Source organism: Simiduia agarivorans SA1 = DSM 21679 (genome assembly GCF_000305785.2).
Lineage (GTDB): Bacteria > Pseudomonadota > Gammaproteobacteria > Pseudomonadales > Cellvibrionaceae > Simiduia > Simiduia agarivorans.
This window is the reverse complement of record NC_018868.3, coordinates 2,218,729-2,243,049: the sequence shown is the minus strand read 5'-3', so window position 1 is coordinate 2,243,049 and position 24,321 is coordinate 2,218,729. Positions and strand designations below refer to the sequence as shown.

General features: G+C 56.0%; 22 protein-coding genes. 16 read left to right on the top strand and 6 right to left on the bottom strand.

The genetic code is table 11. The features are described from left to right. Positions 1–151: 151 nt before the first annotated feature. Positions 152–667: an RNA methyltransferase gene (locus M5M_RS10050; RefSeq protein WP_015047378.1), complete on the top strand. Its 516-nt coding sequence runs from the start codon at positions 152–154 to the stop codon at positions 665–667. A 206-nt stretch (positions 668–873) separates the two neighbouring features. Then, complete coding sequence (locus M5M_RS10045) at positions 874–1,344, top strand: DP-EP family protein (protein WP_015047377.1); 471 nt, start codon at positions 874–876, stop codon at positions 1,342–1,344. Here M5M_RS10045 and M5M_RS19530 read toward each other — a convergent pair. Beyond that, positions 1,322–3,859 (bottom strand): serine/threonine-protein kinase, encoded by a 2,538-nt coding sequence (locus tag M5M_RS19530; RefSeq protein WP_015047376.1) that lies wholly within the window; start codon positions 3,857–3,859, stop codon positions 1,322–1,324. The genes M5M_RS10045 and M5M_RS19530 overlap by 23 nt on opposite strands. A 338-nt stretch (positions 3,860–4,197) precedes the next feature. Between M5M_RS19530 and acs the strand changes: the two genes are divergently transcribed. The 6 genes from acs to M5M_RS10010 all read left to right on the top strand — a co-directional run bounded on the left by acs (position 4,198) and on the right by M5M_RS10010 (position 9,603). Beyond that, positions 4,198–6,132, top strand: coding sequence for an acetate--CoA ligase (gene acs / locus M5M_RS10035; protein WP_015047375.1), 1,935 nt, complete (start codon positions 4,198–4,200; stop codon positions 6,130–6,132). Positions 6,133–6,448: 316 nt separating this feature from the next. Continuing rightward, positions 6,449–7,042, top strand: coding sequence for a PEP-CTERM sorting domain-containing protein (locus tag M5M_RS10030; protein WP_015047374.1), 594 nt, complete (start codon positions 6,449–6,451; stop codon positions 7,040–7,042). 184 nt (positions 7,043–7,226) lie between these two features. Next, complete coding sequence (locus M5M_RS10025) at positions 7,227–7,676, top strand: acyl-CoA thioesterase (protein WP_015047373.1); 450 nt, start codon at positions 7,227–7,229, stop codon at positions 7,674–7,676. Next, positions 7,669–8,256: a DNA endonuclease SmrA gene (gene smrA / locus M5M_RS10020; protein WP_015047372.1), complete on the top strand. Its 588-nt coding sequence runs from the start codon at positions 7,669–7,671 to the stop codon at positions 8,254–8,256. The genes M5M_RS10025 and smrA overlap by 8 nt, the downstream gene beginning before the upstream one ends. A gap of 55 nt (positions 8,257–8,311) precedes the next feature. Further along, positions 8,312–8,854: a hypothetical protein gene (locus tag M5M_RS10015; protein ID WP_015047371.1), complete on the top strand. Its 543-nt coding sequence runs from the start codon at positions 8,312–8,314 to the stop codon at positions 8,852–8,854. Between the two features lie 11 nt (positions 8,855–8,865). Then, complete coding sequence (locus M5M_RS10010; protein WP_015047370.1) at positions 8,866–9,603, top strand: SapC family protein; 738 nt, start codon at positions 8,866–8,868, stop codon at positions 9,601–9,603. 168 nt (positions 9,604–9,771) lie between these two features. On the opposite strand, the gene M5M_RS10005 is transcribed toward M5M_RS10010, so the two are convergent. After that, positions 9,772–11,103, bottom strand: coding sequence for a UDP-glucose dehydrogenase family protein (locus M5M_RS10005; protein WP_015047369.1), 1,332 nt, complete (start codon positions 11,101–11,103; stop codon positions 9,772–9,774). A 209-nt stretch (positions 11,104–11,312) separates the two neighbouring features. Between M5M_RS10005 and M5M_RS10000 the strand changes: the two genes are divergently transcribed. The 8 genes from M5M_RS10000 (at position 11,313) to M5M_RS09965 (ending at position 18,819) form a co-directional block, all read left to right on the top strand. Further along, the gene (locus M5M_RS10000) at positions 11,313–11,999 is read left to right on the top strand and encodes a YceI family protein (RefSeq protein ID WP_162141157.1); all 687 of its coding nucleotides are present in this window, start codon (positions 11,313–11,315) and stop codon (positions 11,997–11,999) included. Further along, on the top strand, positions 11,996–15,403 hold the full coding sequence (locus tag M5M_RS19525) for a DUF1592 domain-containing protein (RefSeq protein ID WP_015047367.1): 3,408 nt from the start codon (positions 11,996–11,998) through the stop codon (positions 15,401–15,403). Before M5M_RS10000 ends, M5M_RS19525 begins: the two co-directional genes overlap by 4 nt. A 99-nt stretch (positions 15,404–15,502) precedes the next feature. After that, a complete protein-coding gene (locus M5M_RS09985; protein WP_015047366.1) occupies positions 15,503–16,831 on the top strand; it encodes a DUF1552 domain-containing protein in 1,329 nt (442 codons plus the stop codon). Between the two features lie 8 nt (positions 16,832–16,839). Further along, positions 16,840–16,989 carry a hypothetical protein gene (locus M5M_RS20335; protein ID WP_016389334.1) on the top strand — a complete coding sequence of 50 codons (150 nt, stop codon included), beginning with the start codon at positions 16,840–16,842 and terminating at the stop codon, positions 16,987–16,989. Then, positions 16,986–17,204, top strand: coding sequence for a hypothetical protein (locus M5M_RS09980; RefSeq protein WP_015047365.1), 219 nt, complete (start codon positions 16,986–16,988; stop codon positions 17,202–17,204). Before M5M_RS20335 ends, M5M_RS09980 begins: the two co-directional genes overlap by 4 nt. 46 nt (positions 17,205–17,250) lie before the next feature. After that, positions 17,251–17,553: a hypothetical protein gene (locus tag M5M_RS09975; protein WP_015047364.1), complete on the top strand. Its 303-nt coding sequence runs from the start codon at positions 17,251–17,253 to the stop codon at positions 17,551–17,553. Positions 17,554–17,908: 355 nt separating this feature from the next. Further along, complete coding sequence (locus M5M_RS09970) at positions 17,909–18,382, top strand: hypothetical protein (RefSeq protein ID WP_015047363.1); 474 nt, start codon at positions 17,909–17,911, stop codon at positions 18,380–18,382. A 26-nt stretch (positions 18,383–18,408) separates the two neighbouring features. Then, the gene (locus M5M_RS09965) at positions 18,409–18,819 is read left to right on the top strand and encodes a hypothetical protein (RefSeq protein WP_015047362.1); all 411 of its coding nucleotides are present in this window, start codon (positions 18,409–18,411) and stop codon (positions 18,817–18,819) included. 146 nt (positions 18,820–18,965) lie between these two features. On the opposite strand, the gene M5M_RS09960 is transcribed toward M5M_RS09965, so the two are convergent. Genes M5M_RS09960 through M5M_RS09945 form a run of 4 tightly spaced genes read right to left on the bottom strand, consistent with a single transcriptional unit; the run spans position 18,966 to position 24,291 of the window. Next, positions 18,966–19,874, bottom strand: a complete 909-nt coding sequence (locus M5M_RS09960; RefSeq protein WP_029879609.1) for a hydroxymethylglutaryl-CoA lyase — start codon at positions 19,872–19,874, stop codon at positions 18,966–18,968. Positions 19,875–19,885: 11 nt separating this feature from the next. Next, positions 19,886–21,889: an acetyl/propionyl/methylcrotonyl-CoA carboxylase subunit alpha gene (locus tag M5M_RS09955; protein ID WP_015047360.1), complete on the bottom strand. Its 2,004-nt coding sequence runs from the start codon at positions 21,887–21,889 to the stop codon at positions 19,886–19,888. Between the two features lies 1 nt (position 21,890). Further along, positions 21,891–22,676 carry an enoyl-CoA hydratase/isomerase family protein gene (locus tag M5M_RS09950; RefSeq protein WP_015047359.1) on the bottom strand — a complete coding sequence of 262 codons (786 nt, stop codon included), beginning with the start codon at positions 22,674–22,676 and terminating at the stop codon, positions 21,891–21,893. Between the two features lie 7 nt (positions 22,677–22,683). Further along, a complete protein-coding gene (locus tag M5M_RS09945; protein WP_015047358.1) occupies positions 22,684–24,291 on the bottom strand; it encodes a carboxyl transferase domain-containing protein in 1,608 nt (535 codons plus the stop codon). Between the last annotated feature and the right edge of the window lie 30 nt (positions 24,292–24,321).

Genomic DNA, 24,321 nt, shown 5'->3' with positions numbered 1-24,321 from the left:
AGGGGTGTTTTACGCCATTGCTCTTTTTAACTTATTGATTTTTATGAAAATCTGCGAGAATGCGGATTAGCGCCACGATTACAGCAATTTTGATGCCATCCGCACCATAATGGTGCTTGACTAGTTGCTAGCAACCAGAGACTAAATACCCATGCCCACCCCCGGCCGCCAACTCGAACACGAAGACTTCGCCCCTGCGGGTACGGGCCTTGCCCGGCTCAGTATTCTGGTGGATAACTTCACCGCTCCGGCCAATGTGGGCGCCGTGTTCCGCAGTGCCGATGCCTTTGGCGCGGGCAAGTTATATTTGTGCGGCGACACCATCTGCCCGCCCAACTCCAAGTTGCGCCGGTTGAGCCGGGCGGCGGAAAAATATGTGGCCTGGGAGCATCGCGACGATGCGCTGGCATTAGTGCGCGAGTTACGCGCAGCCGGCACCTGCATTATCAGCCTGGAAATTACCGAACACTCGCGCCCGCTCAACCGCTTCACCCTGCCTGACGGTCCCGTATGTTTGATTCTGGGCGCAGAAGATCGCGGCGTGGCGCCGGCGCTATTGGCGGAATCCCACGCGGTGGTGCACATACCCATGGGCGGCAGCAATTCCTCGCTGAATGTGGGCAGTGCCTGTGCGGTGGCTTTGTACCAGTTTGCGAGCGTCCCATAAGTGGGGCGAGAATCAATGGCGTTGCCTTCGCCAATCAATATGACGCCTTAAGTGCTGTGTCGCGCGCCTGGCTTGTGGCAAACTGTGACGGCTGTGCAAACAGGGCTGGCAGCCTGTAAACCTGAGTATGTAAGGGGTTTATCAATAGCCTGCCAGTGCGCTGTTTGTTTGGAGAGTAAAAGCTAACACCATTAAAGGAATGAACAATGGGCAAAACCATAAAAGTACCCAAGGGTAAACCGATTACCACCCAGATGACCTTAACCGTGAATGCCGATGAACTGCCACCGACAGTCTGCTGGCCGCTGGCAACCAACTCCACCGTCATCGACGATGGTTTGGTTCAGGTTATTTTTCCGGGCGGCTCTGATGCATCCAACCGCAAAGAGCGCGCGATTCTGGATATTACCCTGGTGAAAACCGGCCAGGCGGCTACCTGCCTCACCTTTACCGGTGCTGGTATTGAAGTAGAATCGGATACGGGTGGTGGTAAGAACGATGTAAAAACCAGCCTGAAAAACGGCGGTAAAACCCTGCGCATGGTGATTGCCAAAGATGCGGTGGGTGATGCGTCGATTAATTATAAGTTTACGATTGCGGCCAAGGCGAAGGGGAGTAAGCAGGAGGAGTATAAGAGCTTTGATCCTATCTTGATTATTCATCGCCCTCCAAATTGATTGGTGCGGAGCACAGGTGATCGTTTTGTGCGTTGATTGCTTTGTTGCAATCAGCGCCATACCAAGGAAAGCGAAACCAATCTTTTGTGTAGCCGAGCGCAATTAGCATTTCAATTTTTTCCTGAGCGAGATCAGGCTGCCCGATTGTCGTGTAGTAGATGGCTTCGCTGAAGAGGTAGTCTGGAATACCTGAAAAGTTTTTTTCGGTGGTTGTTAGCACATTTTTAGCTTCTTCTGTTCTTCCGAGCAAGCTGAGCGCTCTTATTGCAATGCTTGCATCACTGCTTTGTTCGAGTGATCTGAGTCCTTTTATTGCTTTTTCAAAAAAAATCTGCGCGTTATTCTGGTTTCCTGCTAATAGTTCTAGCTCTCCCAAATTATATAAAATTGTAGGGTTGTTGGGCGCCAGTTGTGCGGCTTTTTCAAATTGCTTTTTTGCTTCTGCTCGATTTCCAGAAAGTAGGTAAGCCGTGGCTAGATTGTTCAGGGTGGGTTCGTCGGGGATGATTTCAACTATCTTGTTGAAATTTTCGATTGCCGATGTGTATTCGCCATCGGACAATTGAAGCGATCCTAATAAGCTGTTGGCTGGTATGCTATTTGGGTTGAGAGTAAGGGCGCTATTAAGCGCTCTTTTTGTCAGCGCAATGTCTCCGAGTATGTAGGCGCTGTAGGCAATACCGTAAAAGCCATTTTCGGAAGGAGCATAATCTATAAGAGACGTGTACGTATCCAGCGCGTGCTGATAGTTGCCTTGTTCTATTGCTAAATCTGCTTCAATTAATCTCGCATCAAATACCGATCCGAATTGAAGTAGTTTTTCGGCTGACGCCTCTGCTTCTCGATAGAATTTTAGTGCGCTTTGGCATTGTCCAATCAACTTCAAATAGGTCGAAGTCGGCAGTTCAGCTTTGTTGGACTCAATTAACTCAAGTGCAATTTTGAGGTCGCCACTATTGTTGTTGATCTGGAAGTTTCGTGTCGCGACTTTCACTAACAAGTGATAATTTGGCGTGAATGAAGGGTAGGTCAATATCTCGTCAATGAGAATTTTTATTGACTCGCCTGACAGATAGCGGGTTTTCCTAAATTCCGTCAAAAGACTGAAATACTCTCGAGACGGATCGCGGGCGTTATCAATGTGTCTGTCGTTTAGGATCAGGCCCGATTTAACGGTATGCCATTGCACTGCCGAAAAAGAGTCAGAGCCATTTCGCAGGTCTATGGAAAATGCATCGCCACTAGTTTTGTGCCATTCCGGCCCCGAGTAGCGTGCCATTCTTCCATCACACCAATACTTCTTGCACTCAAATGTCAGTTTAAGCACCTCATTGGCGCCAGAGGCGAGTCCAAGTTGGCTGGGCTCTTCAAGTTTGCTGGCATTGTCGTATTGGATAACAGCATGACGGTCGTCTATAAGCAGCGCATCAATAATGCCATTGCGCAAAAACTCCGGTGTGGCCTCGGTAATATATTCGGCCATATCGGTTCCCGTAAATGTAGGCAAGGCCACGTAAACATTGCGACGAGGTTCCGGTTGTTGCCCGGCCAGCCAGATCAGGCCGGCGGTGGCGGTAACCAGTATGGCGCTGATCGTGAGTGCCAAACCGCGAGAATTCTGGGGCGGCACTGGCATCGCCGTGTAGTCTTCTTTATTTGGAATCGTTTGCGTAAATGCCAAAGCACTCGCCGCCGGCCGCATCCCCGGCGCCTTATTCAAGCAAGCAATAATCTCCGCACCCAATGTCTGCGCATCTTCATCCGGGATGCCCAAGCACTCCAGAAACTGCACCGGCATAGGCGGCCGGTAGATGATGCCTTGCAGAACCAGGTCGGCGTTTTTCGGGTCGCCGAAGGGGTGATGACCGCACAGCAGGCAATAGGCCAGGATGCCGAAGCTGAAAATGTCGCTGGCGGTGGTGAGCCGGTCGCCCATGGCCTGTTCGGGCGAGAGGGCGGCGGGGCTGCCGATGAATTCGCCGGGCAGCACCTGGCTGTCGTGAATATTGGCGTGCAGGGGCTGAGCCTGGTGCCGGGCAATGCCGAAGTCCATGATCTTAACCGTGCCTTCGTCGGTGATCATGATGTTTTCGGCTTTCAGGTCGCGGTGAATGATGCCCTTGGCGTGGGCGCAGGCCAGGCCTTCGGCAATTTGCCGCAGCCAGTCCAGCCGGGTGGCGAGGTCCAGCTCGCCACTCATGAGTTCGTCTGAACGAAAAATATCCAACAGGGTGCGGCCCTGCAAATATTCCATTACCAGCGCGGGTGAGCCCTGCCAGTCGATCAGGTCGTAAATGTGCACTATGTTGCGGTGATTGATCTGCGCCAGCAGGCGGGCTTCTTCGGTAACCGCCTCCACCCAGTTTTCATTGGCGCGGTTGTGGCGGATGCATTTAATGGCCACTTTGCGGTTGAGGCGCTTGTCAAACGCGAGGTAAACCACACCCATGCCGCCCTTACCCAGGATGGCTTCAACGGTGTAGTTTTCGGTTTGAGGAATTTCGGCCTCGGTCATGGGAACCCTTTTTTATTTTTCTGCTGTTCCCTGCAGTGATGCCCTCAGGTCCTTATATGGGCAAGTGCTAACTTACTCGGGCTGGCGGCGGGATGCAATTATTTGGCAGTGCTTTGGCGAGATCCGGCGCAGTTTGCGGACAAATGGCAGCCTGATTACAACGCGACGGCAATGGGTCTGATGGCTTTTAGACTATTGGCTAATAGGGTTTGCCGGGCGCACTTGGTATAGTGGCCAGAACTTACGGGTCACGCTCGGCGCGGCCCACAAGGGTGCATAGCAAATAACCAAAACAAAGTATTGCTAAAAAATTAAAAAAATCGCAAGGTGGAATGTTTATGTCAGACGTAAAAACCTATCCGGTACCCGCGAGTGCGGCCAATGCCCACATCAACAAGGCCCAGTACGACGCCATGTACGCTCGCTCCGTTAACGAGCCCGAGGCGTTTTATCGCGAGCAGGCGGAGCAATTTTTAACCTTTTCGACACCCTTTACCCAGGTCTGCGATTACGACATGACCAAGGGCGAGGCCAGCTGGTTTACTGGCGGCAAACTGAATGTGACGGTGAACTGTATTGACCGCCACCTGCCCAAGCGTGCCAACCAGACGGCGATTATCTGGGAAGGCGATGACCCTTCAGTAGACAAGCACATCACTTATGCCGAACTGCACGAGCAGGTGTGCCGGTTAGCCAATGTGATGCGCGAGCGCGGCGTGAAAAAAGGCGACCGGGTGTGCATTTACATGCCCATGATTCCGGAAGCGGCCTACGCCATGTTGGCGTGCGCGCGCGTGGGTGCCATTCACTCGGTGGTGTTTGGCGGCTTCTCGCCCGATGCGTTGAAAGACCGCATTCTGGATTCCGATTGCCGGGTGCTGATCACCGCCGACGAAGGCCTGCGCGGTGGCAAGGCGGTGCCGCTGAAAGCCAATGCCGATAAAGCGCTGGCCTCCTGCCCCAACACTCACACCTGCCTGGTGGTAAAGCGCACCGGCGGCAAGGTGAATTGGACCGAAGGCCGCGATATCTGGTACGGCGATGCTGTTGCCGCGGCTGCGAGCAATGCAGAACCGGAAATGATGGACGCGGAAGACCCGCTGTTCATTCTGTACACCTCCGGTTCCACCGGTAAGCCCAAAGGTGTGCTGCACACCACCGCGGGCTACCTGCTGCACACGGCCATGAGTTTCAAATACACCTTCGACTACAAAGAGGGTGATATCTACTGGTGCACGGCGGACGTGGGTTGGGTGACCGGCCACAGCTACATTGTTTACGGCCCCCTGTGCAACGGCGCCACCACCTTGATGTTTGAGGGCGTGCCCACTTATCCGTCGGCGTCGCGTTGCTGGGACGTGGTGGACAAGCACAAGGTCAACCAGTTCTATACTGCCCCCACCGCCATTCGCGCTCTGATGGGGGCCGGCAATGATTTCGTCACCAAATCCTCACGTAAAACCCTGCGGGTATTGGGCACCGTGGGTGAGCCCATCAACCCGGAGGCCTGGGAATGGTATTACCACGTGGTGGGCGAGGGCCGTTGCCCCATAGTGGACACCTGGTGGCAAACCGAAACCGGTGGCCACATGCTCACCCCGCTGCCGGGCGCTACCGCCACCAAACCGGGCTCTGCCACCCTGCCGTTCTTTGGCGTGCAACCGGTGTTACTGGATGCCGAGGGTAAAGAAATTACCGGTGCAGGTGAGGGCTCACTCGCCATCAAAGCCAGCTGGCCCAGTCAGATCCGCACCGTGTACGGTGATCACCAGCGAATGATCGACACCTATTTCAGCACCTACAAGGGCTACTACTTCACCGGCGACGGCGCCCGTCGCGACGAGGATGGCTACTACTGGATTACCGGCCGGGTGGACGACGTGCTGAACGTGTCCGGCCACCGCATGGGCACTGCCGAAATCGAAAGTGCGCTGGTGCTGCACGATAAGGTGGCCGAAGCGGCCGTGGTGGGGTATCCGCACGACATCAAGGGCCAGGGCATCTATTGTTACGTGACCCTGATGGCCGGCACCGAACCCTCGGACGAGCTGAAAAAGGAATTGGTTGCCCTGTGTAACAAGGAAATCGGCCCCATCGCCAAGCCCGACGTGATCCAGTGGGCGCCCGGCCTGCCCAAGACCCGTTCCGGCAAAATCATGCGCCGTATCCTGCGCAAGATCGCCGCCAACGAGATCGACAGCCTGGGCGACACCTCCACCCTGGCCGAGCCCGCGGTGGTGGATGAGCTGATCAGCAACCGGGCGAATAAGTAAGCCTGGCGGCTTTTCGGGGCTCTGACCCCATACATCGGGAAATCCAACCCCTGCCTGCGCACGTAACCAGTTTCGCACCCTCGGGTAGCTAATTTCCTAGTTAGTCTATCCACCCTTAGGGGCTGCCGTAGGGCAGCCTTTTTTTATATTTGTACAGTTTTCCTGTCAGTTATCTTTACACCGTCCATCCTTTATTTTTTTAACTGATTGATTTTAAAGAAATTTTTTTTTGGCGCGTGCCTTGCATTGGCTTGCCCGAGGAAGGCATTGCCTTGGAACGAGGTAATGAAACAACAATCGAAGGAAGTGGAGAAGAATGATGAAAATGGTGAAATGGATAGCGGGTGCTGCACTTTTGGCTGTAAGTCTGAATGCTTCTGCCCTGGTTATTGATTTTGAAGACCGGCCACAGGGCGAAAACCAGATCGCAGACGGATATCAGGGGCTGGATTGGAATAATGGCGCCGGCGATATGTGGACTGTGAATGGAACAGCGGGTTATCTCGCGGGATCTGGTTACGAAACGTTGGCAAATGCTTTAGATGGCGACATGGTTGGCTTTAATGGGTATGGGTATAATCCTGTACTAGTCGAGGCTCAAGGAACGGATACCTTTGATCTGACTTCTTTCTGGATGACGTCTGCCTGGGACAATGTGTTGAACATTTCCCTGTCTGGTTGGCTTGACGGTGTGATGCTGTACAGTACCAACTTTGAGGTCAGTCGCACCGAAGCGCGTTTCTTCACGTTTGACTGGATGGGTATCGACAGCGTGCGCTTTGATGACCAGGGTCAGCATTTTGCAATCGATAATATCGTGCTGAACGAATCCAGCGTGCCGGAGCCTTCTCCGTTGCTGTTACTGGGGCTTGGCCTGGTGGCGTTGGGCTGGAAACGCAAATTGATGTAAGACAGGATGTGCTAGCTACAAGGGCCTCCGGGCCCTTGTTGGAAGAACTCTGCAGTAACCTCTCTGGCTCCGAATGCCTGAGGTGTTAAGGCTTCTGGTGACCCCTTTCTTGGGTTTGCCCAAGCGGTGTGAACGCGCTAATCTCTCCCCTCGTTTTTCAGGCACCGGTTCAGGCGGTATTGAGATGAGTGCGGTTTCGCCTTTCGATTATCCAACTCCGTTTACCCAGACCCTTGTGGTGGGTGAGGCCCATATCGACGGGCTTAACCACGCCAATAATGCCGTCTACGTGCAATGGTGTGAGGCGGTGGCCTGGGCACACTCTCAGGCTCTGGGCTTGTCTCTGGAAGATTACGGTCGGTTGAACCGCGCCATGGCTATTGCCCGGGCCGAGTATGACTACATCCGGCCAGCCCTGTTGGGCGATTCGCTCACCTTGTGTACCTGGCTCACCCACTCCGATGGCCGCCTCAGTATGACCCGCCGGTTTCAACTGCTGCGGGGCGATACCACGCTCATGCGCGGCCTTTGGCAGCTGGCCTGTATCGATATGCAATCCGGCCGTCCGGCGCGCATGCCGGCGGAGTTCCGGGCCGTATATGAACCAGCGATTGTGGAGGTTGCCCATGTCTGATGAATCGTTTTTGGGCCTGATGGGGCAGGAGTTGGCGGAAATCCGGCCCATTAAGGTGCAGGCCCGGGTTGAATTGTCGAAAACCGCACCCATCTCTGAGGAAGCCCTGCGACGCAAGCGCGAGCAGGCGGTGGCCGCGGAGCTGGAAGAATACAACCGGCTATCGGGCGAGTTTATTGAGCCGGTCGATCCGCACGCCTTGCTGGCGTTCAAGCGCCCGGGTATTCAGAACGGGGTTTACCGCAACCTGCGTTTGGGCAAGTACAGCATAGAGGCGCGGCTCGACCTGCATAATCACACGGTTGAGCAGGCGCGTGATGCAGTACATAGCTTTGTCACAGACTGCTGTGCGCACGATATCCGGTCGGCGCTGATTACCCATGGTAAGGGCGAGGGTCGAAAACCCCAGCCGGCTATGTTAAAAAGCTGCATTGCCCACTGGCTGCCGCAGTTGGCAGAGGTGCAGGCCTTCCACTCTGCGCAAAAGCAGCATGGTGGCGCCGGCGCAACCTATGTTCTGATTCGCAAGAGCGATAAGAAAAAACTCGAGAATGCCGAGCGCCATCACAAGCGTCGGTAGCCTCAACACCAATCAGGGAAGATGGATTAAAACGCTGTAACCAGAGAAAAGAATAATGACTGAAGAAACTATCAAGCCCGCAGCGGATGCTCCGCAAGCGCAACAAGATCAACTTTCACTGAATATTCCTGAAGTGGTCAATCTGGCCTGCAATATTCTCCACGGTGGATTTATCGCCAAAGGTGACGAGCATGGGAAGAAGTTGTTCAAGGATCTGAAAGAATCAGAAAAGTTGAACGCTGGCACCATGACGGTAGGCGGCAAACTGGAACTGGCACTGACGATATCGCTAGACAAGAAAGAATTTTGTGGCCAATTTGGTTTTCCGGTTTTCAAAGCCGGTTTGCAAGCCATGCTGCAGAACATTGGCAAAACCCTGAATGAACGGGGCGACCTGAATTATCTCACCAGTGACTCAGGCAATATCATGATTCATAAGCCCGGTGTGATTGAGAAAGCCGGAGAATACAACGTGCTGGTATTGGTTATCATGCCAAAAGCCAACCGAGAAATGAATTTGTGTTTGACTTATATAAACCCCGATCAATACGAGTCTTTGCGCAAAGCCAAAGAAGCAAAAAAATCCACTGACGAATAAGCGAGTAAATTGTGTCTAAGCAACTGTTAATTTATGGCAATGCCACCCCCATCTCCGTCGAGCGTCATGCCAAGTGGGGCATCGAACCGTCCGATAGCCTGTCGTTTGCCAAAAGCGTTAATTCGGTGCCTTTGACGGCTGTGGAATTCTTCGCTGCGTCAGAAGCTTTTCCCGTTGTGTTCACCAAAAACGGTGACAGCGTAATCCCGCTGGCTGTAATGGGTGTGCGCCCGGAAGAAAACCTGTTCATCGACGATGAAGGCAAGTTCACTGCCTCCTACCTGCCCGCATTCTTCCGTCGCTATCCATTCGTTTTTTCCAGCAATGATGACGGTAAAAACTTCATGCTGTGCATCGATGAAACCTACGCCGGATGCAACGAAGAAGGTAAAGGTGAGCGCCTGTTTGACGACGAAGGCAAGCAGACCGAGTACCTGGGTAAAGTGCTTGAATTCCTCAAGGAATATCAAATGAATTTCGCCCGCACTCAGGCTTTCTGCAAGCGCCTGGTGGAGTGGGAGTTGCTGGAACCCATGGAGGCCCAATTCACGCCTCAGAACGGCGGTGACAAAATCCGCTTGGGTGGCTTCCTGGCGGTAAATCGCGAGAAACTCAAAGGCCTGAAAGCTGAGCAGATGGAAGAGCTGGTGAAGAATGATGGCATGGAGCTGCTGTACGTACACCTGAATTCGCTGCGTAAATTCCGCGAGTTGGTGGGTAAGTTGCCGGCGCCGGCCAAGGCCGAATAAACGCAACCACCCATAAAAAAACCGGCCTTCAGGCCGGTTTTTTTATGGGTGGTTATTGGTGGAGCGTTGTTGGTGGAACGGTGTTGGTGGATTCGGGTAGGGTGGAATAAGCGCAGCGCATTCCACCGTCCAGGTATTCCACTAAACGCCCGGTCGGCAATTTCGCATCTAGCGCCGACCAATGCCCTCATAGGTAAAGCCCAATGCCTTCATCCTGCGCGGGTTGTACACATTGCGGCCATCTATCACCACCGGTGCTTTCAGGCTTGCCAGCAAACGGGCGAAGTCCGGCTGACGATATTGTTTCCATTCGGTCAGCAGCACCAATGCGTCAGCGTCTTTTACCGCGTCAAATTGATTATTGCAGTAAATCAGCTGGCCGTTTTCGATCCACTTAGGCGCAAATTCGCGTTTGGAGGTGGTCATGGCCTCTGGGTCGTGCACACACACAGTGGCGCCGGCCTCCAGCATACGGGTAATGAAAGGGATTGAAGGCGCTTCGCGCATGTCGTCGGTACCTGGCTTAAAGGCCAGCCCCCACACCGCAATGCGTTTGCCTTTTACGTTGCCCAGCAGGCGTTGGGTTTTTGCGGCAACCACTTTTTTCTGGTCGGCATTGCGCGCTTCTACTGCGTCCAGTACGTAGGGTTTTACATCCGCTTCGTGCGCCATGCGCACCAGTGCTTTCACATCTTTCGGGAAGCAGGAGCCGCCGTAACCGCAGCCGGGATAGATAAACGAGTAGCCGATACGCGAATCGGAGCCAATGCCGTGGCGCACCTGCTCCACATCAACGTCCATTGCGTCGCACAGATTGGCGATCTCATTCATGAATGAAATTTTGGTGGCCAGCATGGCATTGGCGGCGTACTTGGTCATTTCCGCATCGCGTACGCCCATAAACATGATTTTATTGTGGTTGCGGGAAAACTCCTGGTACACCTCAGCCATGATCGCACGGGCCCGCTCGCTTTCTGTGCCAATCACTATGCGGTCGGGTTTCATGAAGTCGTCGACGGCGGCGCCCTCTTTCAAAAACTCCGGGTTGCTCACCACGTCAAAGTCGATGCTAACTCCACGCTTGTCCAGCTCGGCCTGTATGGTTGCGCGCACCTTGTCGGCGGTGCCTACAGGAACCGTGGACTTATCAACGATCACTGCGTAGTCCTTGAGGTGTTCACCGATCTCCTTGGCAACAGCAAGTACGTATTGCAAATCGGCCGAACCGTCTTCGCCAGTGGGTGTGCCAACCGCGATAAAATACACGTTGCTGTTGGCCATGGCGTCGGGCAGAGAGGTGGTGAAATGCAATTGCCCTTGTGCGACACAGCGCTTGACCAAAGGCTCGAGGCCGGGCTCAAAGATGGGGATATGCCCTTCACGCAGGCGTTGGACTTTGGCCTGATCAATGTCCACACAGGTCACATTCATTCCCATGTCGGCAAAACAGGCACCGGAAACCAAGCCCACATAGCCAGTGCCAACCACTGATATTCGCATTTTTACGCTCCTTCGTAGAGTGTCGTCCAAGTATGGCCAAGCCGATAGCTGAGACCTTAAACGGCGCGGATTCTAGCATCAAATGCCATCTGGCCGCAGTCGTGGAAACGGCCCTTTAGCTCTTTTGGCTTAGGTCATGATGCGAATATTCTTTTCGACTAGCGAAAAGTAGCATGCCGGCATCAATGGTAAACCAGAGAAACCACGCCGTGAAATGCCTGAAATACCTGTCAGCACTGACCATGCTGTTGCTCATAACCGCTTGTGGCCAGGAGACTGCTGCCCCTTCGGAGCCCGCACCGGGTACCAATAATCCACTGCCCGTGCCCGACAATGGCCAGGTGGAGACGCCGGCTGAAAGTACGGCATGGCAATTGGACGGTGCCTCTTCAGCCTTGCATTTTGTGACCACCAAAAAGTTGCACGTGAGCGAAGTGGCGCATTTCAGCGGCTTTGCAGGCAGCATCAGCAGCCGGGGCCTGGCTGAGCTGGTGATTGATCTGAACAGCGTGGATAGCGCCAACAGCGTACGCGACCAGCGCCTGCGCGACCTGCTGTTTGAAACCGCGGTCTACCCGCAGGCCCGCGTTGAAGCGCAGGTTGATGCCCAGTTGGTGGACGGCCTGGCAGTGGGTGCCGAACGCACCATGACGCTGGCCTTTACCCTGGACCTGCACGGCATTACCCAAAACATTCAGGCCAGCGTCATGGTGTCCCGCCTGACCGCTGATCGGTTGATGGTGCGCAGTCTGGCGCCGCTGGTGGTCGACGGTCTGTCGTTCGGCTTTGAAGCCGGGTTTGCCGAGCTCAAGTCACTGGCCAAGCTCACCTCGCTGGGCACCAGTGTGCCGGTTTCGTTTTATCTGGTATTTCGTCGCGCGGAGGTGCAGTCATGAAGCGCTGGTTACCCCACATCGCCCTGATCACCAGCGGCCTGCTGGCGACCGCGCAAGTGTCTGCTATGGACGATTGCGGTTCTGCCAATGCCTACGTGACGGGCAATCAATACGTGTATGGTGAGCTGGTTTCCCACGCAGGTAAATACTACCGCTGCGAGGTTGCCGGTTGGTGCTCGTCATCGTCCAGCTTCTACTACGCGCCCGGTTCCGGCCTGGCGTGGGAGCAGGCGTGGCGTCTGGTCAGTTGCGCCGACAGCGGTGCCGGTCAGCCCACAGTGCCGGTCCAGCCGTCAGAACCAGAGCAGCCGGTTGATCCCGATCAGCCCACGAACCCGGAACAGCCGTCGGAGCCCGATCAGCCAGCAGAACCGGAACAGCCTTCGGAGCCGGATCAACCCGCCCAGCCCGCGGAGCCGGAAGCACCGGCAACCACCACTGACCCGGACGTGCATGCGACCTGGGTAATGGACAGCGCTCAATCCAATTTACAGTTTGTTTCCACTAAGAAAGAGCGGGTGCAGGAAGTTCATCGGTTCACCGTGATAGAAGGCGACCTGACCGGGCAGGGCCAGCTGCGGCTGCGCGTTGGATTGGCGAGCATCGACTCGGGTATTGCCCTGCGCGACGAGCGCATGCGCGCGCTGTTGTTTGCCAGTGATTGGCTGCCCAGCGTTTACATTGATGCGACGCTCGATAGCACCCAGATTAACGCGCTGGCGGTAGGTACTGTGAGCCCGCTGACCACCCAGATCCGGGTGAGCCTGAACGGCGTGCAAAAAACCATCGACGCCAGGCTGATGCTGTGGCGTCAGTCCGAGTCGCAGCTGCGCGTCTTCTCCCAACAACCTTTGCTGTTGAACGGCGCTGACTTTGCACTGGATGGCGGCATAGAAGCGCTGCGCGCCGTCGCAGGCCTGAGTGACATCGGCAACACGGTGCCGGTTTACATCGATACCCGCTGGCGCATGCAGTCGAGTCAGCAACCGGGTTGGCCGAGCCAGCCGGCCGACCCGCAGGCGCTCATTGCCGAGGCCTCCGGTGACCGGCAACTGGAGTTGCAATGGGCCGATATGGCCCAGCAGGAAACCGGCTATCTGGTCCAAATGCAATCGCCCGATGGTCGCTGGCAGAGTCTGGCCCTGCTGGAAGCCAATCAGCAGCGCTTTAGCCTGAGCCTTGATGCCACCGGAGACTACAATTTCCGCGTCTCGGCGGTGAACAATGGTCGCGTTTCGGCCACCTATGCCGCAGCCAGCTACCACTTGGCGGGCGATGATGGTGCGTCACCCGAGCCCACCGAACCTGAAACCGATACCGGTGCCCGCTTGTACGTGGAAAAGGAATGCCTGGCCTGCCACGGCGCCGACGGCACTGAGCTGGTGTCGATTGTTGCCAGCCCCATGAGCCAGAGTGCGTTGGCTGACTACATCGCCGCCAATATGCCTTTTGGTAAAGCATCAGAATGTGTGGGTGACTGCGCCAGCGCCATTGCCACCTATATCGTGGATAACCTCTATGCCGGGACGTCGGAGCCTGACCCATCATTGCCGGTAGACCCGTCAGAGCCCGTTGATCCGAGCGTTCCGGTTGACCCGGTTGACCCGGTAGACCCGGTAGACCCGGTTGATCCGGTTGATCCGGTTGATCCGGTAGACCCGATTGATCCGGTTGATCCTGTACAGCCACATGTCCCTGACGCGCTGACTGGCGCCGACCTTTACCGCGACCTGGGTTGCACTAACTGTCACGGTGCCGATGGCAACACCGGCCGCGAAATCATCAGCAATCAGCGTTCACAGGAAGCCCTTGCGGCCTACATCAGTGCCGCCATGCCGCTCGGCAATGCCGCCCTGTGTGTCGGCAGCTGTGCCGACGACATTGCCGCTTATATCCGCGCAGATCTCTACCGCGATCAGGTCGAGGTGGTTGACGGTGGCCGTGGTGTGCGTGGCGTGCGCTTACTGACACCGCGCGAGTTTGCCAACGCTGTGGCCGATCTCACCGGTGTGAGCCTGGACGAAGACAAACTGCCGAAGGCGTTCCACGACAGCGATTTCAAATACCCCACCCAGGCCGACAAGGGCGTGGTGAATTACGAAGCGGCCAACCGTCTGCTGCAATTACTGGAGCCGGCGGCAGCCAGTGCAGATCTGACCCGTCTGGGCTGTGCCGTGGCCAGCTGTTCAAACGCGCAGATTGCCGGCGCGGCCGAGCGCCTGTGGCGTCGCCCGCTCACCAGCAGCGAACTGAGCAGCGCCCAGAGTTTTAACCAGAGCTATGGCAGCCGCGATTGGCTCACCGCCATGATGCTGGCGCCCGACTTCCTGTACCTGAGCCTGCGCGGCGAGTGGGATGCCGATGCGCAAGCCTACCGTCTGAATCACTATGAGGTGGCCGCGGCTCTGTCGTTCCAGATGTGGGGTACCACACCGGATGCCACGCTGCTGACTGAGGCGCGCAACAACCGCCTGGGCACCGCCGCGCAGATTGAAGCGCAGGCCGAGCGCCTGATGGCTGATGCCCGCTTCAATAGCTACTTTGTGGAATTCATCCGCCATTACACCCACACCGAGGGCAGCACGTCGGAAAAGCCGGGTCTGACACTGGATGTGATTGCAGCCATGGTGGAAGAACAGCGTCTGGCAGTAAACCAGTGGTGGACTGAAGGCGCCCAGTTCAATGCCCTGTTTAACCCAGGCTACACCTACCTCAATGGCACTTTGGCGGCCCACTACGGCTTGTCCGCACCCGCTGGCAGCAGCTTTACCAAGGTGGACACCAATGACCAGCGCGGCGGCATTCTGCACCAGGGTATTACCCAGATCCTGAATTCGGATTTCGCGGCCACTTCGCTGGTGAAGCGCGGCAAGATGATCCGCGAGAACCTGCTGTGCCATGACATGGGCGTACCGGTGGGCATTGATCCGGCCACCATCGAGATACCCGAGCATGCCCTGACAACCCGTGAGCGCTGGAATGTGATCACCGGCCCGGATGCCAGTGAGGGCCAATGCTGGCAGTGTCATCAGCTGATGAATGATCCGGGCTCTTCGCTGGAAAACTTCGATCAGGCCGGTCGCTATCGCACCACTGAAGCGGCATACAACGTGGCCGGTGTGGAATTGGCCATCAACGCCAGCGGCATCCTGCGCAGTAACGATGCGCAGACCGAGCTGACCTACTTCAACGACGCGCGTGAACTGGCCAGCTTCCTCGGCCAATCCGATGAAGCCAAGGCCTGCTTCGCCCAGTCGTTCCTGCGCTTTGCCAGTGGTCGGTCGCTGGACGCGCAAAGCCAGAGCCAGCCGGTGGTGGATGCTTTTACCCAGAGCGGCGATGTGAAAGCGCTGATGCTGCAGAGCTTGTCACGCGATGCGTTCTTACTCCGGTTAGACCGTTAGACCTAGGCCAATTAGACCGGGTGGCGAATGGTTTTCGCCACCCAGGTCTTTACCCTATGCACTCAGATGAATTGAATTTCCAGACAGGTAACTGCCGCCATGAATCGCCGTCGTTTTTTACGCAACCTGATCGCCACCGCCGGCGCCGCGCCGCTCTCTGTGGGTGGTTTTGCCCGCCTGGCACAGGCTTCGGGTACGCCCAAATTGAAAGTGGTGTTTGCGGTGATACCCGATGGCTTTGGCGTCGATGCTTACGGCGGCTACAACAACGGGTTGTGGTTTCCTGATGCCGGTGGCTCGAAAGATACGGGTAATTTCCAGCTGAACGAAATGTCACGGCATTTATCGGCCTATAAAAATCAGTCGGTTTTTCTAAAGGGGTTGATCGTGGGCTCGGGCACCGGTGGGCACAATGCCTGGACCACCGTCATGCGCGATTCGGCTGCCAGCAAAACATCTATTGATCTGTTACTTGGCAATCAGTTGCGCGGTACCAACCCCACACTCAAGCGCATTTATTCCGGCCCCCATGCAACCGTGGGTGCCAACTGGAATATTTCTTACGACAACAACAACATGATAGTGCCGGAAGTTGATCCCTATGTGCTGTTTGACCAGGTATTTGGCAATGTGTCGGCATCCGGTAGCAGCGCGCCACAGGCGAATTCGCGCGCGCATCTTTTTGATATGGCCAACAGCCGGTTGCAGCAATTGCGCAGTCAGGTGTCGCAATCGGAAAAAGCCAAACTCGATACCCACCTCGATGCAGTGGAACAATTGGTGGTTGACCTGAACAACGCGGTGCCGGTGGAAGCTGCCTGCACGCCAGCCAGTGCATCACCGGCATCCGGTCTGATTGCCACCTCGGCCGATTACCGCGATGAAGTGACCCGTGCCCACGCCAATATTGTGGCGCACGGTTTGAGTTGCGGCACCAGCCGGGTGGCTACGTTACAGATCGGCCGCAGTGCCGATCCGGTGGCGATCAAATCCGTGTCTGCCAGTCGTAACCCGCACGATTGCGCGCACCGCTACGGCAGTGTGACTGAATGGCGCGACTCGCGTGCCTGGTATGTGCAGCAGGTGAAATACCTGCTGGATCAATTGAATGCGTTGCCCGATCCGGATGTGAGTGGCGATCGTTTGCTGCAGCACACGCTGGTGGTATTTACCTCTGAAATGGCCGACGGCGCACCCGAGCATATGCAGGATGTACCCGTGACACTGATCGGCGGCGCCTCGGGTTTGCTCAAGCACAACGGCGGTCGTTTTTATGACTTGTACGATTTCGGTGAGCGCAGCCATTGGGCCATGGGCAAGGCCGTGGACATGCAGCGGGTGTGGGCCACTATCGGTCGCGCCGCTGGTGTGGAGGTACCTTACGCCGGTAATAAAGACACGATTCCAAATCTGCTGAGCATCAGCTGAGGTCGGTGATGAAAAAGATGATTGCGATTGCCTGTATTGGCTTGCTTGGCGTGACGGTGGCGGATGCCCGTGGCCTGACCCGAGCCGATATGGATTGGCAGAAACAGCTGGCGGTGATGGCCGTGCTGGAATTTGAAAAGCGGTTTTTGGTGCAATGATCCGATTTTTGGCGATGTCTTTGTTACTGTTCGCCGGTGCGTTAGAACTAACGGCCGGTGACCGTGCGGCCCATCAACAGCGCGAGCATGTGGTGCGCGTGGGTGTTGCATTGTTGACGCTGCAGAGCGCAGCACCGGTAGCGCCCTTGCGGATGCAACAGCTGGAGCGGGTATTAGGCCAAATGCCGATGGGGGCTAGCCCTTTCAGCGAATAGGCCGTTATTCGACGGCACCTTATTGTGTGCACATGGAGGTCAACCTATGTGCCTATTGAACCGATTGATATTGATACTGATTTTTTGCGCCGCATTACCCTGCGCAGCGCATTGTGAATCAGAGCCGTTGTTAAATGATGAAATGGGTCGTGTAGCTTTGGCTCAGCCGTGCGAAGCGGTATTGTCGATACAAGTCACCACCCGAAAACGATGGCAGCTGAATATCGGGTTGTTGAATTCGTATCGGGCAGATGCCAGATTGCCGCATGGCATGCGCGTCGAAAAAAATGACCGGGTTCGTCAGTTGATAGACGTCACGCCGGTATTGCAGATCGAAAAAAGATTCTGAAACCGGATGAATCGCGGTGGATTACGCTGTCGCTATTCCACTCTACGTTTTTGCCTGCACCTGTAGGGTGGGATAAGCAAAGCGCATCCCACCATTGCGGCCGGCAAGCGTCCGTGTTTAAGCACAACAGATCGTATTGAGGCTTGCGGTTAATAGTGGTGGATTACGCGGTCGCTAATCCACCCAACGGTTTGCCTTTACCCGTAGGGTGGGATAAGCGAAGCGCATCCCACCATTGTGTCTACATCACCTCCCTTCAATCTTCTTGACGTTTTTGTCGCCGGGTAGTAATTCTGGTTGAGGCTTGTCCAGACGCCTTGCTTTTCTCTTTCTTTGGATTGGAGCTTTTTACTAAATGAAATGGACTTTATTTGCAGTTATTGCGCAATCCTGTCTCTTGGTTTTCGTATATTTCAAACTGGACCAGGTCAGCCGGCAGCACGCACAGTTGGCAGCGCAGGTGGGTGCACCTGCTAAATCGGAACTAGCGTGCCAGTTACCGCAGGCTGTGGCGCCCGCAGAAAGTGATTCAATGGCGCTGGCACAACTCCAATCGGACTTGCGTCAGCTGATCGATAGCTTGCAGCGCCAACAGAATGTCATAAAGCCTCAAGTGGCCACGGTACAAGCCCCCACAGAACAGCAAATTGCCCTGCAGCGTCGGGCGCAGGACAAGCTCAACGCGCTTATTTATTCAGGCCCCGTATCGCAGGCGCAGTTTGAAGCACTGCAGATAGAGGCCGCCCAGTTACATCCCGAGCAACGCAAGCAGATGTTTTCCGATATTGCCCGGGCGGTAAACTCAGGCCAGTTGGAATTGGCCAATTAAATCAATGAAACAAAAAGGAAAATAATATGGTTAAGTTTGTATTTGGCTTGGTGCTGTCCACCGCTGCAGCTTTCTCCTTTGCCGGCGCCGCTATTGATGTGCCTGTGGAGATTGACATGGAGGCGAGAACCGCCATGGGAAATATGAAAACGGCACGGTTTTCTGACAATAAAGCGGAGCAAATAGGCTGTGGTACCCGTACCTTCGGTGCAACCGATACCAGTCCCGGTTTTACCTTCGGTTTTTGTCAGGCTCAGGTTGTTGAAGGCGAATCGGTGATTTGTTTTGCTTACGATAAGCCAGACCTTATCGACCAGATGAAATCCGTAGCCAGTTTTTCTTATGTGGGCTTCCGTTGGGATGAAGAGGGTAACTGCACCTATGTAGCGACCTCAACCCAGTCTCAGTATATCCCGAGCAAAAAGTTCAAGGACTGATTCGTTGTAAAGGTGGATTACGCTGCCGCTAATCCACCCTACGGTCTTATTTTTCCGTAGGGTGGAATAAGCGAAGCGCATTCCACCTTCTAATTCCGGCTACGCATTCTGCTCCTGACTTTCTGGAATGGTGGATTACGCTATCGCTAATCCACCCTACATTTGGCCAACAGCGCTCTCGCTACTTTGCTGTTGTTGGAGCGACCGAGCAAGTCGCACATGCGCTGGCCGGCATCCACGACGGCTTGTAAATCGACGCCGTGTTCAATGCCCAGCCCATCCAGCAGATAAATCAGATCTTCTGTTGCCACATTGCCCGACGCGCCTTTGGCGTAGGGGCATCCACCCAGCCCTGCCACTGAGCTGTCGAATACGCTCACGCCCAATTGCAGCGCGCGATAGATGTTGGCCAATGCTTGCCCATAAGTGTCGTGCGCGTGCAGGGCGAGTTTATTAACGGGCAGGCTGCGGGTCACCGCATCGATTACCTGCTCTATTTGAGCGGGGGTGCCGGTGCCGATGGTGTCGCCAAGCGAAATTTCATAGCAGCCGGCGTCAAACAATTGCTGACTGACGTCAGCGACTTTGGCCGGCGCGATAGCGCCTTCGTAGGGGCAGCCAGCGATGCAGGACACATAACCCCGAACCGGTACATTGCTCGCGCGGGCGGCTTCCATAATGGGCGCAAAGCGCTCAATGCTTTCGGCAATGGAGCAATTGATATTCTTCTGGCTGAAGGCCTCGCTGGCAGCGGCAAAAATAGCCACCTCCGTTGCGCCCGCTTCCAGCGCGCGCTCGAAGCCTTTCATGTTGGGTGTTAAAGCCGCATAACTGACACCGGCTTTGCGCTGGATGCCAGCAAATACTGCTTCGCTGCCGGCCATTTGCGGGACCCACTTGGGGTTTACAAAGCTGCCGGATTCGATCACTTGCAAGCCGGCATCGGCCAGCGCATTGACCAGCGCAATTTTATCCGTTGTCTCAATCGGTTGCTTTTCGTTTTGCAGACCGTCGCGCGGGCCCACCTCAACAATTTTTACGTACTTGGGTAACATGCTGTCGTCCACTATTCGTCTGCGCTGAAGTCTACCAGCAAGGCACCGCCATCCACCAACTCGCCGGCCACATAGTAAAAATTATTCACTGTGCCGTTAGTCGGGGCTTTAATGGTGTGCTCCATTTTCATGGCCTCCATTACCAGCAATGGTGTACCGGCTTTGACGTGACTGCCGGCCTCGGCCAACAGCGTCACCACGGTGCCATTCATGGGCGCGGTGAGGCCACCTGCATGGGCATTGCTGTCCTGTTCGCCGGTATCCGGTAACAAGCGGGTAAAATTGAGCGCATGGTTTTCCACAAACAGGGTTACCTGTAAGCCATCTTCGGTGGCGGTCAGGCGCTGGCGGTGGCCGTCTACCACAGCGGTTAAGTGATTGCCGTCGAGCGTGCCTTGTAACACCCAACAGGTGTTGCCGTAACAGATCTGATAGCGTGTGGCCGGGCCTTCGCCCTGTTGGTTGATGACCAGTCGACACACTTCGCCGTGCACATCAATCTCAAAACTGTGCTGGCGACTGCCGTCCAGGCGCCAGCTGTCGGCCAGGCTCCAGGGCGAATTGGTGTCGTGGGCCGCAAGGGCCCGTGCTTCGCGCGCCTGGCGCAGCACCAGATAAAGCGCAGCAAACGGCAGGTAGTGTTCCAGTTGCGCATCGGATTTCTGGAAGATCAGACTCTGGTGTTTTTCAATAAACCCGGTATCCAGCTGCGCGGCGCGGAAGGGCTCGGTGCTGATCAGGTTGTACAAAAACGCCAGGTTGGTGGTCATGCCGCCAATGCGGTATTCCGTCAATGCCAGCTGCAAGCGGCGCAGGGCGCTGTCCCGATCGCGGCCCCAGACCACCAGCTTGGCAATCATCGGATCGTAATACACGCTCACCTCATCGCCCTGGCGGACGCCGGTTTCCACCCGAACGTACTGACTTTGTTCCGGCGTTTGCAGGTAGTTGAGCATACCGGTTACCGGCAGGAAATCATTGTCCGGGTCTTCCGCGTAAATGCGCGCTTCAAAACTGTGGCCGTCAATGCGCAGTTGATCCTGCGTGAGTGGCAGCGATTCGTCGGCAGCCACGCGCAGTTGCCATTCCACCAGGTCCTGATGGGTGATCATTTCGGTCACCGGGTGTTCCACTTGCAGGCGCGTATTCATTTCCATGAAATAGAAACTGCCATCGGCATCGAGCAGGAATTCCACGGTGCCGGCGCCGCTGTAGTGAATCGCGTGGGCAGCTTTCAGGGCAGCATCGCCCATGGCCTCGCGCACGGCCGGGTCCATACCGGGTGCCGGTGCTTCTTCAATCACTTTCTGATGCCGGCGCTGCACCGAGCAATCGCGCTCAAACAGGTAAACGCCGTTGCCGTGGTTGTCGCAGAACACCTGAATTTCCACATGGCGTGGTTGGGTCAGGTATTTTTCCACCAGCATGGTATCGTCGCCAAAGGCATTCATGGCTTCGCGCTTGGCGGCGTCCAGCGCGCCGGTAAACTCTTCTGCGCTCCACACCTGACGCATGCCCTTGCCACCACCACCGGCGGCGGCTTTTAGCAGCACCGGGTAGCCCATGGCATCGGCGTGCTGTTTGATCAGCGCGGGTGACTGGTCCTCGCCGTGGTAACCGGGTACCAAGGGGACGCCGGCTTTTTCCATGATGGTTTTGGCGGCGGACTTGGAGCCCATGGCTTCAATGGCGCCAACCGGCGGCCCAATGAATACCACGCCGGCGTCTGCACAGGCGCGCGCAAAGGCGGCATTTTCTGAAAGAAAACCGTAGCCGGGATGAATCGCCTGGGCGCCAGTCTTCTTGGCCGCCGCCAGAATTTTATCGCCGCACAGATAACTTTCACGCGAGGGCGCAGCACCGATATGGATGGCTTCGTCGGCCATAGCCACGTGCAGGCTGTGGCGATCGGCATCCGAATAAACCGCCACGGTACGTATACCCAGTTTACGGGCGGTGCGCATGACGCGACAGGCGATTTCACCGCGGTTGGCAATCAGAATTTTATGAAACATGTCAGGACTCCTGTTGCCAGCGGGGTGCACGTTTTTCCAGAAACGCTTTTAACCCTTCCTGGCCTTCGTCGGATACGCGGATTTCCGCAATGCGTTGGCTGGTGTCGTCAATCAATGCCTGGGTGATGGGTCGGTTGCTCACGTCGAACACCAATTGTTTGGCGGCAGACAGGGCAGCCGGGCTGTTGGCCAGTAATTGCTTCAACAAATTGTCGATGGTGCTGTCCAGCTCGGTTTCGTCTACCACTTCGCTCACCAAACCCAACTGCTTTGCGGTGTCGGCAAAAAACCGTTCGGCCGTCAGGCAATACCGCCGAGCCGCACGTTCGCCCATGGCCGCCACCACATAGGGGCTGATGGTGGCCGGAATCAGGCCGATTTTTACTTCACTTAAACAAAAGCTGGCGCGCGGACTGGCTACGGCCAGATCGCAACAACTTACCAGCCCCACGGCACCGCCAAAGGCGGCGCCTTGCACGCGCGCGATGGTGGGGAAGGGCAGGCTGTTGAGTGTGTGCAGCATGCGCGCCAGCTTGTCGGCATCGGCGCGGTTGTCGGCCAGTGAGTAGTTGGCCATGCGCTGCATCCAGCTGAGATCGGCGCCGGCGGAAAAGGACTTACCTTCAGCGGCCAGAATCAGTGCGCGCACGGCCGGGTTGGCGCCCGCCTGTTCAAAGGCGGCTTGCAATTCGGCAATTACACCATCGTCAAAGGCGTTGTGTTTGTCCGGGTTGTTCAGGGTCACGCGCAGCACGCCGCGTGCATCCAGAGTGGTAACAATACTCATACTGGCCTCACATGCGGAACACGCCAAAGCGTGTGTCTTCAATGGGTTTGTTCAGACTGGCGGACAGCGCCAGCCCCAGTACCCGGCGGGTATCGGCGGGATCAATGACGCCGTCATCCCACAGGCGCGCACTGGCGTAATAGGGGTGACCCTGTTGTTCGTAAGTGTCGATGATAGGTTGTTTGAACGCAGCCTCTTCTTCGGCGCTCCAGCTGTCGCCGGTTTTTTCCATCTGGTCTTTTTTGATTTGCGCCAATACGCCCGCAGCCTGCTCGCCACCCATGACCGAGATACGGGCATTGGGCCACATGAACAGAAAGCGCGGGTCGTAAGCGCGGCCACACATGCCGTAGTTGCCGGCGCCAAAGGAGCCGCCGATCAGAACGGTGAGTTTGGGTACCTGGGCGCAGGCCACTGCAGTCACCATCTTGGCGCCGTGCTTGGCAATGCCGCCCTGTTCGTATTGTTTGCCCACCATGAAACCGGTGATGTTCTGTAAAAACACCAGCGGGATCTTGCGTTGCGCGCACAGTTCCACAAAGTGCGCGCCTTTTTGTGCAGACTCGGAAAACAATATGCCGTTGTTAGCGACGATGCCCACCGGGTTGCCATACAAACGGGCAAAACCGCACACCAGCGTAGTACCGAACAGGGCTTTGAATTCGTCGAACTCACTGCCATCCACAATGCGCGCAATGATTTCGCGCACATCAAACGGCTTGCGCGTATCTTTGGGAATAATGCCGTAGATTTCTTTGGCATCGTATAAGGGTTCAACGCTGGGTTTGGTATCCAGTTGCGCGGGTTTGGTGCGATTCAGACGCGCCACCGCATTGCGTACCAGTTGCAGTGCATGGTGATCGTTCTGGGCATAGTGATCGGCTACGCCGCTGGTGCGGCAATGCACATCGGCGCCGCCGAGATCTTCAGCGCTGACGACTTCACCCGTGGCGGCTTTTACCAGGGGCGGGCCACCGAGAAAAATTGTGCCCTGCTCTTTCACAATAATGGACTCGTCCGCCATGGCCGGCACATAAGCGCCACCGGCGGTGCAGGAGCCCATGACCGCTGCAATCTGGGCAATGCCCTTGGCCGACATATTGGCCTGATTGAAAAAGATGCGGCCGAAATGTTCGCGGTCGGGAAATACATCGTCCTGGCGCGGCAGGTTGGCGCCGCCGGAATCCACTAAATAAATACAAGGCAGGTGATTCTGGTCGGCGATGGTTTGTGCGCGCAGGTGTTTTTTCACTGTCAGTGGATAGTAGGACCCGCCTTTCACGGTGGCATCGTTGGCCACGATCATGCATTCCTGACCGTTGACCCGGCCAATACCGGCCACCACGCCCGCTGCCGGCACCTCTTCGTCATACACGCCGTGCGCGGCCAGGGGTGACAATTCCAGAAACGGACTGCCTGGGTCCAGCAGGCCATTGATGCGGTCGCGCGCGAGCAATTTGCCGCGATCGGTGTGGCGCTTCTGGGCTTTTTCACCGCCGCCAAGGGCGACGGTCTTCAGCAGTTGATGCAGGTCATCCACCTGCGCCTGCAGGTGTGCCGCATTGACCTGAAAATCCTCGGCACGTGGATTGATATCGGATTTGATGATGGGCATGTGGGGCACCATTACATAATTGGCAGGTGC